Here is a 17,518-nt window from a genome sequence, read left to right as displayed (position 1 = left end):
TCAGCACATCAACGCGGCCGGGGCCCCGCCGCGCCCCGATCACCGGGAGATCGCCACGCGCGTCGATCTCAGCGGCTGACGGAGCAGCCCGCGCGTGACGGGGCCGGCGGCCCGCTGCGGACTTCGCAGCCCGCCGCCCGGCGAGGCCCGACATGGTCGGGTCGCCGGGCGGCGGGCACGTGACACGGGCCCGCGTCAGCTGGGCCGCCCTTCCCGTGCCCACCCTCGCCCTCGGGTCACTTTCGCCAGAACAGGTGGTGCGTAACGCCGCTCGGGCTGGGAACGACGTCGAGGTGGAACCTGTCGAGGAGCTCATCGGGTGACCCCCAGAGCCTCACGCCTGACCCGAGCTCCATCTCCGAGACCGCCACATGCATGGTGTCGACGAGGTCGGCGTCGAGGAACTGCCGGATGGTGGTGGCCCCGCCGCCGAGCCGGACGTCCTTGCCCTGTGCCGCTTCCCGCGCCTGTGCGAGGACCTCGGCCGGGTCGCCGTCGACGAAGTGGAACGTCGTGTCGGAGAGTGTGAACGAAGGACGCGTGTGGTGGGTCATGACGAACACCGGGGTGCGGAACGGGGGCTCGTCGCCCCACCAGCCGCGCCAGTCATGGTCGTGCCAGGGCCCGCGCTGGGGCCCGAACTTGTTGCGGCCCATGATCTCGGCGCCGATGTTGCGCGCGTAGTCCCGCGTGAAGTAGTCGTCGAGGCCCCGGCTTCCCCCGGGGTCGGTGCGCATGGGCCAGCTCGCCGTGGCGCCGGCCCAGGCGAACAGTTTCCCGGGATCGGCGTGGCCGAACGGACGCTCGAAGCTCTGGTCCTCACCGGCACCGATTCCGTCACGCGAGACGTTGAAGTTCTGGACTCTCAGCAGCTGAGTCACATCGTTCTCCTGTGTGGTCGACAACGGTGGTGAGACTCCCCGAGCCGCGAAAACTCATCGCCGAGTCCGTGACCCGCCGGAAACGGGCCGTCGGGCTCGGCGGTGGGTCATCCCCTGGTGGGCGGGCGCCAGACCGTGAAGTCACTGATGTGGAAGTGACTGGTGACGGTACGGAAGGCGAAGTGCCCGCTCGTGTAGGCGTCCGGGTCGCGGTGGTCGAAGACCAGTTGGTCGTTGTTCCACCACTGGACGGCCGATCCGTCGGAGACGATCCTGACCCGGTGGGGCTCGTTGGCCGTCAGGAGCGGCCGAGTGTAGTCGTAGAGCAGTGGGCGGTTGTCCGGCTCGCCGACGTAGCGGCGCATACGGGTGGTGGTGTTGCCGTTCGCTCCGTACCCGACGTAGTACGTCTTGAGGTAGTTGTACTCGTCGAGGCGGCCGCCCCGCGGGGTGGCGAAGAGGTCGTCCGGGGAACGTACGTCCGTGGCGTTCCAGAAGTTGTTCAGGTCCGACACCCGGTCGTTCGGGCCCCCCTGCGAGACCGGCGTCGCGGTGTACTCGATCTCGTACGGTCCCTTCAGTTTCTGGCCGAACCAGACTGTCGCGCCGCTCGGTACGTCGATGTCCAGGATGCCGTCGGCGGCTGTCACCGCGCCGCCGTCCTGGAGTTCCGAGCGCCATTGCGCTGTTCCGGAGCGGAAGGTGTCGGTGGCGGTCCGGGTCCAGGCGCGGCCGGGGCCGGTGTCGGTGCGGATCGCGGGGTTGCGCGGGTCCCTGGAGCTGAAGCCGAGGTAATAGTCGGTGAACGTCGACTGGAGGTAGCCGCGCACCGTCCAGCCGAGGCGGTAGGCGGGGTTGTGGGCGAGCGTGTAGAGGCGGGTGCGGGTGGGCTCGGTGGTCGTGTAGAGGCGCAGTGCGGTGCGGTCGTCGGTCTCGGCGAGGATCTCCTCCCGCCAGTCGCCGAGGACGTCTCCGTAGAACGGCGTCGCGTTGCGGGCCGCGGAGACGACGCCGGACGGGTCGAAGATCCGGACGGACGTCTCGGTCTTCGGGTCCCATTTCTCGACGTACGTGCTGTCGAGCAGCTCGGCGCCCTTGTCCCCGTCCCACCAGATACGGAAGTTGACGCTGGGGGTGGTCGTGGAGACCTTGCCGTCCCGGACGTTACGGACGCCCGCACCGGGCGCGGTGACGTCGGCGGTCGAGGTCCAGTACTCCAGGCCGCGGTGGCGGGGATCGATGTCGGCGGCGGTGCCACGGCCGACATCGAGGTCTGCGTCGCTTGCCGGGTTCTCCGGATGGGCCCCGGTGGTCAGCCGCTTGCCGGTGTCGGCGTCGTAGTAGTACCAGGGGAAGCGGGAGACCACGCCGAGCTCGGACTGCTGGATCGCGAACCCTTCGAGTCCCGGGCGCCCGGGGTCGAGGTCCGCGACGTGGAAGCGGTCGCCGTGGCCGGCGCCGTCGACGACGTAGCGCAGGGTGCCGTCGCTGTTGACGACGTAGTTGCCGTCGGCGATCTCGTCCTTGCCGTCCTGGTCGACGTCCACGACGCGGATCTGGTGGAAGCTCGTGGCGCCGCTCTGCACGGTGGCCACGTACCTCCAGCGTCTGCTCAGCTCGCGGCCGTCGAAGTCCCAGGTCTGGAAGAGGGTGCGGAACGCGCCACGCTTGGCACCGACGCGGGTGACCAGCTTCGTGACCAGGCTGGGGTGCACCCCGTCGAGGTACGCCACACCGAAGTGGCCGCCGGAGGGGCCGTCCGCGGTGAAGTCGTCGGGAACGGGCTGCCGAGTTCGCTCCGTACCGTTCTCACCGTCGATGACCGAGACGAACTGTTGCGCGGGAGACTGTGCCTCGACCTTCGCACCATCGGCGAAGGTGGTGCCGTCGGCGGTGTGGACGAGGACTTCGGCCTTGCCGTCGCTGTCGAGGTCGTAGACGGTGACGTTGTCGTCGTTGCGGTAGCCGCCGATGGCGGTCGAACCGCTGATGGCCGCCGGTGCGGGGTCGTTGGCGCCGTTGCCCGCGACCTGGGTGTACGAACCGGGTCCCTGGTCGACACGCCACAGGCGCCGTCCGGCGAGGGTGTACGCCTCCAGCAGGTCGGGCCTGTCGCGTGAGGCGGAGAGACGGCTGACGACGAACTCGTAGCGACCGTCGCCGTCGAGGTCACCCGGCCAGGCGTGCTGCACCGTGTAACCGTCGGCATCGGCCAGCGGTATCTCCGCATAGCCGTCGGCGAGGGAGAGCGCGGGGGCGCCGGCCTTCTGCTCCCGGCCGTCCACGACCGCGCGCACGGTGTAGGTTCCGCCGCCGTCGCTGCGGTCCTGATACGTGGTCGACGCGGTCACGGGCCTGTGGTTGAGCCGTTTGCCGGCTTTGTAGACGTTGAAGGAGACATCGGCCCCGTACTCGGTTCCCAGCAGCCTCCAACTCAGGAAGGTGCCCTTTGCCGAAGGCACAGCGACGAGTCCCCGGTCGAGGTTCTCCAGAATCCGGCGGGGTTTCGCATGGCCGTCGGTACCGGCGTAGGCCGCGGCTGCCGGCGGCGTGGACAGAAGCCCGGCGAGGACCGCGGCGGCACTCAGCGCCGCGATTCTTCGGTAACGGGAAGGGATGGTGTGCATGACGATGGTGACTCCTTGCGAGCACGGGGTAAGCGCTTGCTGCAAGGATGGTCGTCGCCGTGGTGTGGTGTCGATCTTTTGGGCCGTGCCGCCACACGACCGCAACGGTGCGCACACAAAGAGCGGGGTGCGGACCGAGTGGGGGCAGGGGGAGGGGCACATGGCAGGCGCTGATGAGCCCGAGGCCGGCATGCCGCGCGTGGTCGAGGCGTTGGACGGCGCGGTCTCTCTCGAAGCCTGCACTCGATCCCCACCAGCACCTCGAACCGGAGAGGCGTCGGCCCTCGCGTCGGCTGAGAAGCGAACTGCCACGATCGGAAGCCTCCATGACACCGCGACGAACGCAGTGACCAGCCCTTGCTGTAGTCAGAAACTCCCGCCCCACCCACCAAAGCGCCCCACCCGTCAAAGGGCCCACCAGCAATACAAGCGGAATCCCGCTGAGCGGGCTCGGCTGGCCAGGCCCGAGAGGCGGCCCAGCGCCCCGCTCGCGGTTTCGGCGGTGATGCCGTACTGCCGAAGCTCATCGGTCTCGGACCACGGCCCGGCCCTCTGCCTCGTCGCAGCTCAGACGAGTATCTGACTCGGTTCCTTGGGATCTGTTGATGCTCGCGGCGCGTGTGGACGCCGCTCTCCGGGCTCGTGATCGGCTCCTGCAAGGCGACGCCCGGCCCTCTGCGCGGTGTCGAGGAGGTGGCGCAGGCGGAGGCCGTCTGGGGCGACAGCGGTGACGAGCACGGCCGGTCCCACGAGGGGGGTGAGGACGGCTTGGCCGTCCCGTGGCGTGTCGCTGAGGAGTTGGACCTTGGGCGGCTTCTTCTCGAAGGCGGGGTCGACGATGAGGATCTGGCCGGTCGCTCGGTGGTCGGCGAGGACCGCTGGGCCGTCCCAGCCGGGTGCGCCCGGACCGTATGCGGCCTCCTGGTCCAGGAGTACGTGCCCGCCGCGTCGCACGGTGAGCCGGGTGGCCACGCGGCCGGAAGGTTCGCCGGTGCGTCCGAGTACCTGCTCTTCGCGCAGCATGAACCGTGCGGTGGGGGCGAGGTCGATGGTCCAGGTCTGGCGCAGATTACTGCCGGCCGCACAGATCAGCGGTTTGGGAAGCCAGCGCAGCTCCGCGTCTTCTGCCACGGTCAGGTGTACGTCGTAGCTGGCGTGCTGCGTTGTGGGGCCGCGTAGGGCGAGGGTCGCGGCGGCGGACGTGATGTGGAGTGTCGCGCCCTGCCGGGCGGTGGCTTCGATACGCAGACGGTCGCCACCAAGAGGGGCACTCATGGCGCCGACGACGCACACACGTGCCTCGGTGCCGCGTGAGCGCAGGCGACGGAGCTCGAAGGGTCCATCGCCGTCGAGGACGGGCAGGGTGGTGGTGCCGCGGCTGACGGCCGCCGTGATGCGGGCGGTGGCCCGTACTCCTGGGGCAGGGGTGTCGTGAGTGGTGGGTACGGCTTGTTCGGTGGTGGAGGTCATGCCGGGCCCGCGGTCCAGTGGGCGAGGCGTTCGCGAATCCAGTCTGCGACCGGTTTGACGCCGCCCTCCTCCTTGAGGGAAGTGAAGACGACGGGGAGGTCGCCGCGCTGGGCCTCGGCATCGCGGGCCATGGCCTCCAGGTCCGATCCGACGTACGGGGCGAGGTCGGTCTTGTTGACGACGAGCAGGTCGGCGGTGGTGACGCCGGGACCGCCCTTGCGTGGGATGTCGTCGCCGCCCGCGACGTCGATGACGAAGATCTGGCTGTCCACCAATCCCTTGGAGAAGGTGGCGGTCAGGTTGTCGCCACCGGACTCCACCAGCACCAGATCGAGGAAGCCGACCTCCTCCTCCAAGTCCTCGACGGCTTCGAGGTTGGCGGAGATGTCGTCACGGATGGCGGTGTGAGGGCACGCGCCGGTTTCGACGGCCTTGATGCGCTCAGGTGGCAGGACCGCTTCGCGCAGCAGGAAATCGGCGTCCTCGCGGGTGTAGATGTCGTTGGTGACCACGGCGATGGACACGTCGGTGCGCAACGCCCGGCACAGGGCGGCGACGGTGGCGGTCTTGCCCGAGCCAACCGGTCCGCCCAGACCGATGCGCAGGGCGCGTCGGCTGCCGTCGGCGTGCTTCGGGCCGGATGCGCTGTACGTGTGCCGGTGGGGGAACTTCTCGTCGAGATCGTGTCCGAGGTGCATACGTCACTCCTGTCTGGTGTGTCGTGCCGTGTCGTGGTGAGTGGTCAGGAGGCGAAGAGGCGTACAGGCCAGGCGGCGTGTTCCTGCGCGGTGATGTCCAGCAGCGGCGCGGAGGCGGCGGGCAGCACGTCGATCCCCTCCTCGGCGATGCGGCCGGCCGCTGCTGCGGCGGCTGCGGCGATCCGGTCGAGGTCCGGGGCCAGACGGGCCAGGACAGCGGTGGCATCGAACGGATCCAGGCTCAGGAGCCGTACCGTTGCCGTAGCCGGCGCGCTGACGGTTTCGTACACCGCCGTATATGCGGCGTCCAGTGGCGCGAGCCCGGCCGACCGGGCGGCCATGCCCAGCACCACTGGCTGGTGCGCGCCCCGCGGCCGGGCCGAGGCGAGCGCGTCGAGTTCGGCCGATGGCCAGGTGGCGCGGGCAGCCCGCATCATCTGCCGGCCGAGTCTGCGGGCGCTGGTCCGCAGGGCCGGCACCGGGGTGCGGGCGTCGGCGGCCCCGTCCAGGGCCAGCGGATCGTGCCCCTCGGTGGCCGCGGCGGCCAGTGCCGCCGCGACCAGGCCCGTCGTGTGCAGCCGTCCCCTGCAGTAGTCCTCCAGCGAGTCCGCATCCCTGATACGGCCCGCGGCCACGGCCGGTTCGGCTCCGCCGGAGTGGGCGTGCCCTCCGGCGGGGAACCGGCCGTCGGCCAGGATGAGCAGCGCGGCACGGTTCATCATTCGTCCTCTTCTGTGCTGGGCTCGGGTTCTGCGTTCCCGGAGGGTGCACTCGTCGGTCAGAAGAGGAAGTACCTCTGCGCCATGGGGAGTTCGGAGACGTAGGCACGGTCGACGATCTGGCCTTCGACGAACGTCGTCACGTCCGTCACCTTCGCCCCGCCGACGACGACCTCGTAGGTGTCGGGGTCGATACGGACGTCGGGGGTGGCGTTGTTCTCCTTCATGTCGGCCTTCTTGACGGCGCGCGTGTCCTTGATGGCCCTGAACTGCTTGCTCAGCTTGCAGTCCTCGGACAGGCCGTTCCTGATGGCCCGTTCGGTGACGAAGTTGTAGGAGATGGAGCCGGGTGTGAGGCCGGTGGCCCCCCACATGGGGCGTGGCAGGACCGGCTGGGGGGTGGGGATGGATGCGTTGGCATCGCCCACCTGCGCGTACGCGATCTGCCCGCCTTTGATGACCAGGTGCGGTTTGACCCCGAAGAACTTCGGCTCCCACAGCACCAGGTCCGCCAGCTTGCCCGTCTCCACCGACCCGACGACGGCGTCGATCCCCTGGGCGAGGGCCGGGTTGATGGTGTACTTCGCGACGTACCGGCGGGCGCGCCGGTTGTCGGCCAGGGGCGGTTCGGCCTCCGGCGTCGTTTCCACCGGTGTCTTACCCTTCGGTTCGGCCTGCGGCTTGTCCAGCGGCTGGTCTTCCTTGAGGAAGCCACGCCGGGCCTTCATGACGTGCGCGGTCTGCCAGGTGCGCATGATCATTTCGCCGATGCGGCCCATGGCCTGGGCGTCCGAGGACATGATCGAGATGGCGCCGAGGTCGTGGAGGATGTCCTCGGCGGCCATCGTGGAGGGCCGGATCCGGGAGTCCGCGAAGGCCAGGTCCTCTTCGACCTTCGGGTTGAGGTGATGGCAGACCATCACCATGTCGAAGTGCTCCTTGACCGTGTTGACGGTCAGCGGCCGGGTGGGGTTGGTGGAGGCGGGCAGTACGTTCGGCTCGCTCACCATCCTGATCATGTCGGGGGCGTGCCCGCCCCCGGCACCCTCGACGTGGAAGACGTGAATGGAGCGGCCGTCGATGGCATCGATGGTGTCCTGGACGAAGCCGGCCTCGTTCAGCGAATCGGCGTGGAGCGCCAGCTGGACGCCCGTCTCCTTGCAGACCTCCAGGCACCTGTTGATGACGGCCGGGGTGGCACCCCAGTCCTCGTGGATCTTCAGGCCGATGACTCCGGCGTCCACCTGGTCGAGCATGGACTCCTTCGACATCGTGGCGCCCTTGCCGAGCAGCCCGATGTTCACCGGAAAGCCGTCCAGCGCCTCAAACATACGGTCGATGTGCCAGGAGCCCGGTGTGACCGTGGTGGCCGTGCTGCCCTCCGCCGGGCCCGTCCCGCCGCCGATGAGCGTGGTGACACCCGCTGCCAACGCCTCACCGACCTGGTCCGGGCAGATGAAGTGGACGTGCGTGTCGATCCCGCCGGCGGTGAGGATCCGCCCCTTTCCGGCGATGACCTCGGTGTCCGGGCCGATGACGAAGTCGGTGGGCTTCGGACCGATGCCGTTGTGACTGACCCCGCCCTCGTGCAGAGGGTTCATGGTCTCGGGGTTGTACGCCTTGCCGAGGGCGACGATGTTCCCGTCACGGATGGCAACATCGGCCTTGACGACGCCCCAGTGGTCCAGGACCACCACGCCGGTGATGACCGTGTCCGGGGGCACCTCGGCAGTACTGCCACCCGACGTGCCCGTCATGCCCTTGCCCGGGTCACGGGGCACGACGGACTGACCCATCGACTCCCGGATCACCTTGCCGCCACCGAAGACCATCTCGTTCCCGCTGCGCCCGGGGCCTCCCGACCAGTCGTCCTCGCTCAATGATGGACATCCATCCCCCTCAGTAACTGACCCGATCAGTAACTGCCCCGATCTGTAACTGACCCGAGCGATCGGCTGGGCTGGATCGCGAGGAGTGACACGAGGGAGTGCAGCGTCGCTGTCCCGCCGGGCCGGGGACCGGCTCCGCCGTATCAGGAGCGTGGAGGCAGCCGGTGCAGGCGTACGTCGAGCAGACGGGCGCCCGCCACCTCGGCGGTCATGTACGTGCAGTGCGGCTGCCTCCGCCGGTCGGTCGGTGACCCCGGATTGAGCAGCCGCAGGCCGCCTGGGGCCGTGGTGTCCCAGGGGATGTGGCTGTGGCCGAACACAAGGACGTCGACGTCGGGGAAGCGTTCCGCGCAGCGCCGCTCACGGCCCTGGGAGGCGCCCGTTTCGTGTACGACACCGAAGCGGACCCCTCCGCACTCCACCCGGGCCACCTCGGCCAGCCGGGCTCTCAGCTCCGGCCCGTCGTTGTTGCCGAAGACGCCGACAAGGCGCTGTGCACGGGCCTCGAACAGATCCAGCGTCGCCGAGTCCACCCAGTCGCCGGCATGAAAGACGACGTCGGCCCTCTCGATCTCTCCGAGCAGGAGGGGAGGCAGTTGCCTGGCCCGCTTGGGCACGTGCGTGTCAGACGTAAACAGCAGACGCACAGGTCACACTCCGGGGCTCAGGAAGCGACGTCGGACCGGGCACTCACCCGGAGTGCCCGGTCCGCCCTCACCCTATTTCGTTCTCGTTCTCGCTCTCGCCGTCAGCGGGTGACGACGTGCCGCTCATCAGGAACGCAATGCGTCATCGTCAGGCCCTCGACATCACGCGACGGGTTCTCGCCGAGCCGGGCGAGACGTTTGCGGTCGTCGTCCGACAGGTCCTGGCCGGCCAGGGGCCGCAGTCCCGCCACATCCTGGGGGGTGATGCCCAGCCCGTCGCCGACCCGACGGCCGAGATCGTTCTCGACGAGGAGGAAATGCCAGACCATCCGCTCCTGCACCGCTCGTGGGCACTCGGAGAGCTGGCCGATGAAGTTGGCCACCAGGTCGTCCCGCTCCCACTCCTCCATGAGGAGATAGCGCTGCCCGGCCTGCAGATAGTCGTTGGTCCGGGGAATCCGCTTGCGGGTGAGGCGGCCACGGATTTCCGGCCCCTGCTCGTCGTGCGTCGGATACCGGGCCTCGCGCAGCCCGCCGGTGATGGAGGGCTCGTAGTTGACCTCCGGGTTCGTGCCGTGGTGACCGTTGTCGTACGCCATCAGCCCGTCGCGCTGATTGGTGGCCACGTGCGCGTTCTTCGCCCGGTTCACGGGGAGTTGCAGATAGTTCGGCCCCACCCGGTAGCGCTGGGTGTCGCTGTAGGAGAAGGTCCGTCCGACCAGCATCTTGTCGTCGGAGAAGTCCAGCCCGTCGACCAGTACACCGGTGCCGAAGGACACCTGCTCGTTCTCCGCGAAGTAGTTGTCCGGCACCCGGTTCAGCACCATCCGGCCCACCGGCTTCGGCGGGAAGTCCTGCTCGGGCCAGGTCTTCGTGTCGTCCAGGGGATCGAAGTCCAGCTCGGGATGGTCGTCGTCGGACATCATCTGCACGACCAGTTCCCACTCGGGGTGGTCGCCGCGCTGGATGGCGTCGTAGAGATCCTTCGTCGCGTGGCCCAGCTCCTGCGCCTGTACGTTCGCCGCGTCCTCGGCGGTCATGCTGCGGACGCCCTGCCTGGGCAGCCAGTGGTACTTGACCAGCACGGAATCCCCTTCGGCGTTCACCCACTTGTACGTGTTGACGCCGAAGCCCTGCATATGGCGGTAGTCGGACGGGATGCCCCGCGGACTGAACAGATTCACGAGCATGTGCATGCTCTCCGGCGTCTGCGACATGAAGTCGAAGATGCGCCCCGGCTTCTGCTCGTGGGAGACCGGGTCGGGCTTGAGCGCGTGGATGACGTCGGGGAACTTGATCGCGTCCCGGATGAAGAAGACGCCGAGGTTGTTGCCCACGAGGTCCCAGTTGCCGTCTTCCGTGTAGAACTTGACGGCGAACCCACGGGGATCGCGCGCCGACTCCGACGAGTCGCGGCCGCCGATCACGGTGGAGAACCGGACGGCGACGTCGGTGCGCTTACGCGCCTCCTGGAACAGTTTGGCGCGGGTGTAGCGGGAGATGGGCTCGTCGCCCCACTTTCCGTACGCCTCGAAGTAGCCGTAAGTCGTTACGCCCCGTGCATGCACCACACGCTCCGGGATACGCTCCCGGTCGAAGTGGCTGATCTTCTCCAGGAACTGGTAGTTCTCCAGGGTGGCCGGGCCCCGCGCCCCCACCGTGCGCTGATTCTGGTTGTCGAAGACGGCATGACCCTGCCGGTTCGTTAGTGCCGGCCGGTCGTCGTCCGGGGCCGGCCCTGAGCTCGCTACGTCTGTCACAGCCAACCGCTCCTTCTCGCTGTCCCAGGAATGCGGTGGCGCGCCGGCACCCGGAGGACCGGACACCGGGACAGGAGAAGACAACCCCGCGCCCGGCTCCGGCAGCGCCGTCGGCGCTCATCCCGCAGACGGGTCTCCAATGCCCTCATGCTCTCTCCGGCCCGGCGACCTCACCACCGCAGAGGGCGAACGGGGCAGCGATTCGCTCGGGGGCTTCATATTGCGCTTGTAGCGCTGGGCGCCGGCGAAGTCGTCGGTGTCGCACGACGCCGGGGAGCTGGCCGCACAGGTTCACCGGACCTGTGCGGCCCCTCGCGGCTGGTCGACCACCAGGTCATCACCTCGCTGGTGGACTCACCGGAGTTTGCCGAGCCGCACCGGGAGACAGCCGGCGCCCCTACGTCGCCGCCATCCGGCCGGGCCACAGCCATACGGGAAGCCCGCATCACCCGCGTACGTGATCCGAGACCATGCCCAGGGCATCGCACAGTGGCGCTGCCGGCCGCCACGGACCCGACCTGAGCGGCGTGATTCAGCGCCGTCGTCCCTGGCTGGTGCCGCATCAAGCAACCCGACCTTGCCGTGCTCGGTGCGATCCGGACGCTCCCTGACGGGATCCCGATCCCCTCTGCGAGTCTGAACACATGACGATCAGACCAGGAGCAGCGGCCGACGCGCCGCGGATCGCCGCGCTCCACACGGACAGTTGGCGAGCTGCCTACTCAGGCATCATGCCCACCAGCTATCTGGAAGGGCCGCTGCTCGAAGAGCACGCCCACCTGTGGCGGACCCGACTACTCACCGACGAGCCGACTGCGGACGATGCCGCCGGGATGCCTCATCTGCTGGTCGCAGACGGCGCTGCCATGCAGTTGGGCGGCTTCGCCTACCTGATTCCGCAGGACGACGGTCGCATCCTTTTGGACAATCTCCACGTCACACCAGGACTCGTCGGTACTGGAATCGGCCGGCGCCTGCTGCGCCGAGGCTTCGCATGGGCGGCGGTTGAGCACCCGGGGCGGCCGGTCTATCTGGAAGTTCTCAAGGAGAATGTCCGTGCGGCCACCTTCTACTCCCGCCAGGGCGGCCGTCCCACCGCAGAACGCACAGAGCGATTCCCCGCCGGGTTCGAACTCGCTGAGATCGAGTACACCTGGACCGCTGCGGACGTGACCGCCCTTGCCGACCACTGCGGCGGATAGACGGCTCGGGCTTTCCCTCAAACAGTGCAGGGCGGATCTGGCGGTGGTCGCCCGGCTCAGCGGGTGAGCACGACCAGGACTTCATACCGCGTCCGCCGTGGGCCGGGATGCGGAAGGTGGTCTACCCGGATTCATGGGTCTACCTGAGCTTTCAACGACACCGGTGCCGACTTCGCCGACGACGTGGATAAGGCAGCCGCGGAAGAACGCGAGCCCATGATCCGCAGCGTACTCAGACGCGCCGCCGGCCGTCCGGACCACCTGGATGCCCCCGGCGCCGAGCGAGCCGTGGCCGCGGCAGCGCTGGTTGTCGCCCAGCACCCTGACGGCGAGCCGACGTGTTCGATCATGGGCCCATCGGAGCAGCTACCTGACTTACCGAAAGGTGCTGCTCACGCCGCTCTCGCCGTGTGTCAGACAAGGCGCTCGGGGATGGCTGCGAGTAGGTCCTCGTACTGGACGAACAGGCGTGGGACGGGGGTCCCGGCAGGGGCGTGGGTGTCGGCCTCGGCGAGTGCGGTCCAGCAGGCGGCCGTGAGCTGGCGGGCGTGGGCCCCGGGCCAGGGCTGGGGGAGGAGCTCGGGGGGCAGGAGGGGGTCCGGTTCCATGGCGTGGGTGAAGGCCGCGGCGAGCTGGATGGCCATGGCCAACCGCTCGGACCCGGTGGGGCTGTCTGGCTGCGTGAGCCGGTCGAGACAGACCTGGGCGAGGCCGGCGAGGCGGTCGTGGCGGGCGGCGATGTCGTCCAGGGGCCAGAGGGCGGCGGCCAGGGCGGACGGGTGATCGAGGCCCCCGACGCGTAGGTCGGTGCTGGTGAGGCAGGTGACCGCGTGGGCGACGTCGAGGTGGCGGGCCTGGGCTTCGACGAGCTCTTCGATGGGGTTCGCGCTGACGTAGAGGCCGCTTTGGACCGGGGCGGCACCGAGGTGGCGCAAGGTGTCGCGCAGGGTGTCGCGGGAGGTCCTGTTCGACTCGGGGATGGCGAAGGCGAAGAGGTGCCAGACACCGTCCCAGGCAGCGAGCCCGTGGTCCTGGCGGTAGGCGTGGCGGACGTAGGCGACGTTAGGGGTGATCGAGCCGGTGGCGTCGGCGACCGCCTTCAACAGGGCCTTGCGTCCGCGGCCTTCGTGGGTGAAGCGGCCCTCGGCGACGAGCCGCTTGATGCAGAGGCGGACCTGTTGGTCGGTCATGCCGAGAAGACGGGCGACAGCGTAGAGCTCACCGGCGTCGACGGTGCCGTCCTCGCGGACCAGGGCGTGGACGAGTAGTCGGGTGGCGACGGGCACAGGGACGGGGCCATCCGAGTCGCTCCGCGTGCCCATCGGGGTGTTCGGGAGGGTGCTCATCATGCCTCCCGGCGGTTCGTCGAGACGGCCTGCGTGACGGGCCGGTGCATGGTCGTGACGGCGCCGAAGCCCATCAGGTTGCGCAGGTACGGGGTCTTCTCGGTGTGTACGGCGACGAAGTCGTGCCGTTCGTACAGGGCGCGGGCACGCGGGTTGACGTCGATGACGTCGAGACGAATACGCCGGCAGTAGTGCTCCGCGGCCACGGCCGCGATCTCGCGCAGCAGGAGGCCGCCGATGCCTTTGCCGCGGTGCTCCGGGGCGACGGCGATGCCGTCCATCACGAGTTCGCCCTCGGCGGGTCGCCGCTCCATTAGGACGAGAAGAGTCAGGCGGGGTAGTCCGCGCAAGGTCCCGTACGTGGACAGGATGTCGCCCGCGCCGCCACCCATCAGCCCGCGTTCGTTGAGTTGGTAGCCGGCCACCCCCGCCACCTCGCCGTCGACGACGGCGACCACACCTCGGTCGTGGTGGAGATGAGCCGCGAGGAAGGCGCGGGCCTTGTCCGGTGGGTTGAGGGCGGCGCCGAGCTTCCGCCCGAAAGCCTCCCAGTACAGCGCGGCCACACGCGACTCACTGCCCTTGGGCACGCCCCTGCATACCCCCGGGCCATCCGCATTCTCCGGTCTGCGTGCCTTCTTCGGGGCGTCCACCGGTTCCATCGGCATTCCTTCCGCGGGCGGGCCGAGGCGCCTGCCCTTGCACTATCGACCCTACTACGCTCATGCTGGATACGAGCGTATCGGAATCGATAGTTTTCCTGGGGGAGAGATGAGCCGACAGATAACACCGCTTGTGCGGCGTCGCTGGCGCGTCCTCGTGTGGTCGCTGGTCGCCGTGCTGCTGGCGGGCGCGGGGCTCGGCGGTGTCGCGGTCTGGCAGAACACCTACGCGTTACGGGAGGAGCGCATCACCGTGCGTCACGACGGACGGCTGCTGGACGGCGTCCTGGCGCGGCCGCAGAACGGCGACGGACCTTTCGGGCTCGTGGTCTTCGTCCACGGCGACGGGCCCATCGATGCCACGCACGACACCTTCTACCGGCCGCTGTGGGAGTCGTTCGCGAAGGCCGGCTACGCCTCGCTCTCCCTGAGCAAGCCCGGCGTCGGCGCCTCCGAGGGGAACTGGCAGGACCAGAGCATGGACGACCGCGCGGACGAGACCCTCGCCGCGATCACCTGGGCCCGCACGCGTCCCGACATCGATGGCCGGCGCATCGGCCTGTGGGGGGCCAGCCAGGCCGGGTGGGTGCTGCCCAAAGTCACGGCCCGCGACCGCGCTGTCCAGTTCGTCATCGCGATCTCACCGGCCGTCGACTGGCAACAGCAAGGGCGCTACAACCTCCTCGCCGAACTGCGCAGGGACGGCGCCACCAAGGACGAGACACAAACGGCGCTGCGACGGCGCGAGACGACCCTGCGCCTGCTGCGGCAGGGCGCGGCCTTCGAGCAGTACCGCACCGCAGTCGACGACACCGACGGCATGACCGCCGAACGCTGGCGGTTCATCGCCAAGAACTACCGCTCCAACGCGAGCGAGGACCTGCGCGCCATGCGCGTCACACCCACGCTCCTGGTGCTGGCCGGGCACGACATCAACGTCGACGTCGCTGACACCGAGGCCGCCTACCGCCGCATCCTGCCGCCCGCCTCCCTGACGGTGCGGCACTACCCCAACGCCACCCACTCACTGGTCGACCACGCCGTCGAAGACTCCGAGCCGCGCCTCACCCTTACCGCCGTCTTCGCCCCCCGGCGCCTGTACGCCGCCGGATTCCTCGCCGACCAGCGCCACTTCGTCGAGCAGATCACCGACCGCAAGGGGACCGAGTGACCACCACGACCACCGCGCCCCCGTCCCGGGAGGCCGGACGCCTCGCCCACGTCGACGCCCTGCGCGGCTTCGCGCTGCTGGGCATCCTCATCGTCAACATCGGCTACCTGGCCTCCACCTACCACGGCACGGGCCTGGAGGACCCCGGCTTCGCCTCGCCGCTCGACGACGCGGTCCGATGGTTCGTCGCGGTGTTCTTCGAGGCCAAGTTCTTCCTGTTGTTCTCGTTCCTGTTCGGTTACAGCTTCACCCTCCAACTCTCCTCTGCCGAGCGGCACGGGGCACGCTTCGCCTCCCGCTTCCTGCGGCGCCTGGCCGGCCTGTTCGTCCTGGGCGCCCTGCACGCGGTCCTGCTGTTCCCCGGGGACATCCTCACCACGTACGCGGTGCTCGGCCTGATCCTGCTGGCCGCCCGTCGCCTGCGGCCCCGTACCGCCGTGCGCACCGCCGCCGCGCTCTTCGTCCTCACCGCCGCCGCATACGTCGTGCTCGCGCTCTCCGCCCACGCAGCGGGCGGCTCCGGATTGGACCCGGCCACAGCGGCCGGTGCCGAGCAGGCCGCCGAGGCGCTGCGCGGCGGCCCGGCATCAGTGGTCGCCACCCACCTGGAGCAGCTGCCCGACGTGCTGATCCTGCTCGTCTTCTTCCAGGCCCCGGCCGCCCTGGCAGCCTTCCTCATCGGTCTCGCCGCAGGAAGGCGCCAGGCACTCGGGGACATCGCCCGCCATCGCGGGACGCTGGGCAGGCTCCAGCGGACGGGCTTCACGCTGGGGCTGCTCGGCGGTGTCGTCTACGCCCACGCGAGTCTGGAGCACCCGGGCGGCGCGTACCAGATCCTCGCCCTGGGCATCGACGTCGTCACCGCCCCGCTGCTGGCTGCCGCCTACGCCGCGACGGTCCTCCGGCTCGCCTGCGGCCGGAACGCGGACCGGCTGATCGCGTTGCTCGCCCCGGCGGGCCGCATGACCCTGACCAACTACCTCACCCAGTCCCTCGTTTGCGCCCTGCTGTTCACCGGCTACGGCGCGGCCCTGGTCGGCGATGTGCCTCCCTTGGGCGTCCTGGTCATCGCCCTCGTGCTTTTCACAGCGCAGGCAGCCGCGAGCCGCTGGTGGCTGCGCCTGTACCGCTACGGCCCGCTGGAATGGCTGTTGCGCGCCTGGACCACCCTGACCTGGCCGCCCCTCCGTCGAGGCGAGGCCGCCCCGCGCTGACCGCCACCCCGACGCAATCCTCTTCGCGATCGTCATCGTCGTCTGGATTCAAGATCCAGTGCGTTCCCGTCGCCAAGGGGCCAAGACTCGATGTCGCGGTAGTGGATCGGCCCACGGCTACGGCCGACATTGCTGCCGACCAGGTGCAGACGTTCGGCAGGCCATCGGCGGCCTGTGAATCCGGAGAGTCCTTCGGCGATCTCTGCTGCCGAGGACCGATCTCCTCGGGCGCGGGCCAATGTCAGGTGTGGGCGCAGGGGCCGTTCCTCGAAGGCGATACCGCAGCTCTTGACCGCGGTTCGCACATCGGCGGCGAGCATGTGCAGCTCTTCGAGGTCTCCCTCGATTCCGCTCCACAGCACCCGGTCGTCGAAGCTTCCGCTGCCGCGCAGTGCCAAACCGGGTGGCTGGTGGTCAGCTGCGAGCTTGGCGAGAGGTGGGCGCAGGAGCGGGACGGTATCGGCTGGTAGTTCACCGAGGAATGCCAGGGTGATGTGCCAGTCCTCGATGCGGTTCCACCTCATGTGAGGGTGTGTGTCATAGGCAGGGCGCAGCTGCCGGGCCAGTTCTTCTTTCGCGTCGTCGGGCGGGGCGAGGGCGATGAACACGCGAACGGTCGCGGGCTGAATCTGTTCGTTCACACCGGACTTAGTACAGCATTCGGGGTGGTTGAAGCGACGCTCAGACCATGCGGGAAGGCGTCTGTGGTCGCCGACTGCCCGAATGAGCCACTGGGCGGCAGGCGGAGACACCGCCCGGCCGCTGGTCTGTGGGCCCGGGGAGTCGAGGCCGAGGGGGGTCAGCACCCGGACGGACGCCGACCCCCTGCGTGCTACCGCGCTGCCCCTGCACACGGCCGTCTTCGACGCCTTCACTGCCGAGGGCTACGGCTGTACGACCACGCGGACCGTCGACTCCACCATCCCGGACACGGAGTTCTCCATCTATCTGCGCCAGAGCTTCCTGCTCACCCGAGGGAGCGGCCATGAAGGCCGCAGGAGCTGGAATTGACCTACCACAGCAACTCCGTCGGCTGCGAGATGTACGTCCGCCGGGCCGCGATGCATCAGAGGCAAAGCGCGCACACGGGCCGGCCGCTGTTACGCGGTCTTAGCGAGGCGACGGTCTCGGCGGCTTCCTGCGTGCAGAGCCCACCGGCATTCACATGAGGCACCCACCGTGCAGTACGGGGCCGTGCAGTACGGGGCCGGACGGGGGTTCGGCCGTGGGCG

The 17,518-nt window shown here is 69.2% G+C and carries 14 protein-coding genes and 3 pseudogenes; 5 read left to right on the top strand and 12 right to left on the bottom strand.

From position 1 onward, the window contains the following. Positions 1–236 precede the first annotated feature (236 nt). The 9 genes and pseudogenes from ACFWSK_RS20030 to ACFWSK_RS19990 all read right to left on the bottom strand — a co-directional run bounded on the left by ACFWSK_RS20030 (position 237) and on the right by ACFWSK_RS19990 (position 10,691). Positions 237–881 carry a dihydrofolate reductase family protein gene (locus tag ACFWSK_RS20030; RefSeq protein WP_383787793.1) on the bottom strand — a complete coding sequence of 215 codons (645 nt, stop codon included), beginning with the start codon at positions 879–881 and terminating at the stop codon, positions 237–239. 107 nt (positions 882–988) lie between these two features. After that, positions 989–1,594 (bottom strand): annotated as a pseudogene (locus tag ACFWSK_RS20025) (DUF6250 domain-containing protein); the annotation flags it as partial. Between the two features lie 108 nt (positions 1,595–1,702). Further along, a pseudogene (locus tag ACFWSK_RS20020) lies at positions 1,703–3,508 on the bottom strand (hypothetical protein); the annotation flags it as partial. 567 nt (positions 3,509–4,075) lie between these two features. Next, the gene (locus tag ACFWSK_RS20015; protein WP_383787791.1) at positions 4,076–4,978 is read right to left on the bottom strand and encodes an urease accessory protein UreD; all 903 of its coding nucleotides are present in this window, start codon (positions 4,976–4,978) and stop codon (positions 4,076–4,078) included. Next, positions 4,975–5,676, bottom strand: coding sequence for an urease accessory protein UreG (gene ureG, locus ACFWSK_RS20010; protein WP_383787788.1), 702 nt, complete (start codon positions 5,674–5,676; stop codon positions 4,975–4,977). Before ureG ends, ACFWSK_RS20015 begins: the two co-directional genes overlap by 4 nt. A gap of 44 nt (positions 5,677–5,720) precedes the next feature. Continuing rightward, entirely contained in the window at positions 5,721–6,395 is a 675-nt protein-coding gene (locus ACFWSK_RS20005) for an urease accessory protein UreF (RefSeq protein ID WP_383787785.1), read from the bottom strand. Positions 6,396–6,454: 59 nt separating this feature from the next. Then, positions 6,455–8,314, bottom strand: coding sequence for an urease subunit alpha (gene ureC / locus ACFWSK_RS20000; RefSeq protein WP_383787979.1), 1,860 nt, complete (start codon positions 8,312–8,314; stop codon positions 6,455–6,457). Between the two features lie 113 nt (positions 8,315–8,427). Continuing rightward, positions 8,428–8,931 (bottom strand): metallophosphoesterase family protein, encoded by a 504-nt coding sequence (locus ACFWSK_RS19995; RefSeq protein ID WP_383787782.1) that lies wholly within the window; start codon positions 8,929–8,931, stop codon positions 8,428–8,430. Positions 8,932–9,032: 101 nt separating this feature from the next. Next, entirely contained in the window at positions 9,033–10,691 is a 1,659-nt protein-coding gene (locus ACFWSK_RS19990) for a catalase (protein ID WP_383787779.1), read from the bottom strand. Between the two features lie 644 nt (positions 10,692–11,335). Between ACFWSK_RS19990 and ACFWSK_RS19985 the strand changes: the two genes are divergently transcribed. Then, the gene (locus ACFWSK_RS19985) at positions 11,336–11,893 is read left to right on the top strand and encodes a GNAT family N-acetyltransferase (RefSeq protein ID WP_383787778.1); all 558 of its coding nucleotides are present in this window, start codon (positions 11,336–11,338) and stop codon (positions 11,891–11,893) included. A gap of 165 nt (positions 11,894–12,058) precedes the next feature. Further along, a pseudogene (locus tag ACFWSK_RS19980) lies at positions 12,059–12,235 on the top strand (DUF4259 domain-containing protein); the annotation flags it as partial. 71 nt (positions 12,236–12,306) lie between these two features. Here the strand turns inward: ACFWSK_RS19980 and ACFWSK_RS19975 are convergent. Both ACFWSK_RS19975 and ACFWSK_RS19970 read right to left on the bottom strand, forming a co-directional pair. Continuing rightward, on the bottom strand, positions 12,307–13,239 hold the full coding sequence (locus ACFWSK_RS19975) for a PaaX family transcriptional regulator C-terminal domain-containing protein (RefSeq protein ID WP_383787775.1): 933 nt from the start codon (positions 13,237–13,239) through the stop codon (positions 12,307–12,309). Then, positions 13,239–13,901: a GNAT family N-acetyltransferase gene (locus ACFWSK_RS19970; protein ID WP_383787772.1), complete on the bottom strand. Its 663-nt coding sequence runs from the start codon at positions 13,899–13,901 to the stop codon at positions 13,239–13,241. Before ACFWSK_RS19970 ends, ACFWSK_RS19975 begins: the two co-directional genes overlap by 1 nt. Before the next feature lie 109 nt (positions 13,902–14,010). Between ACFWSK_RS19970 and ACFWSK_RS19965 the strand changes: the two genes are divergently transcribed. Both ACFWSK_RS19965 and ACFWSK_RS19960 read left to right on the top strand, forming a co-directional pair. Next, positions 14,011–15,072 (top strand): alpha/beta hydrolase family protein, encoded by a 1,062-nt coding sequence (locus ACFWSK_RS19965; protein WP_383787769.1) that lies wholly within the window; start codon positions 14,011–14,013, stop codon positions 15,070–15,072. Then, positions 15,069–16,286, top strand: coding sequence for a DUF418 domain-containing protein (locus tag ACFWSK_RS19960; protein ID WP_383787767.1), 1,218 nt, complete (start codon positions 15,069–15,071; stop codon positions 16,284–16,286). Before ACFWSK_RS19965 ends, ACFWSK_RS19960 begins: the two co-directional genes overlap by 4 nt. 32 nt (positions 16,287–16,318) lie before the next feature. Here the strand turns inward: ACFWSK_RS19960 and thpR are convergent, their stop codons facing one another. Continuing rightward, on the bottom strand, positions 16,319–16,927 hold the full coding sequence (thpR, locus tag ACFWSK_RS19955; RefSeq protein ID WP_383787764.1) for an RNA 2',3'-cyclic phosphodiesterase: 609 nt from the start codon (positions 16,925–16,927) through the stop codon (positions 16,319–16,321). An 82-nt stretch (positions 16,928–17,009) separates the two neighbouring features. Here thpR and ACFWSK_RS19950 point away from each other — a divergent pair, with 82 nt between their 5' ends. After that, positions 17,010–17,297 (top strand): hypothetical protein, encoded by a 288-nt coding sequence (locus ACFWSK_RS19950; protein ID WP_383787761.1) that lies wholly within the window; start codon positions 17,010–17,012, stop codon positions 17,295–17,297. Positions 17,298–17,518: the final 221 nt, after the last annotated feature.

The organism is Streptomyces sp. NPDC058620, assembly GCF_042717135.1.
Classification (GTDB): domain Bacteria; phylum Actinomycetota; class Actinomycetes; order Streptomycetales; family Streptomycetaceae; genus Streptomyces.
This window is presented reverse-complemented; position numbering and strand designations above follow the sequence as displayed.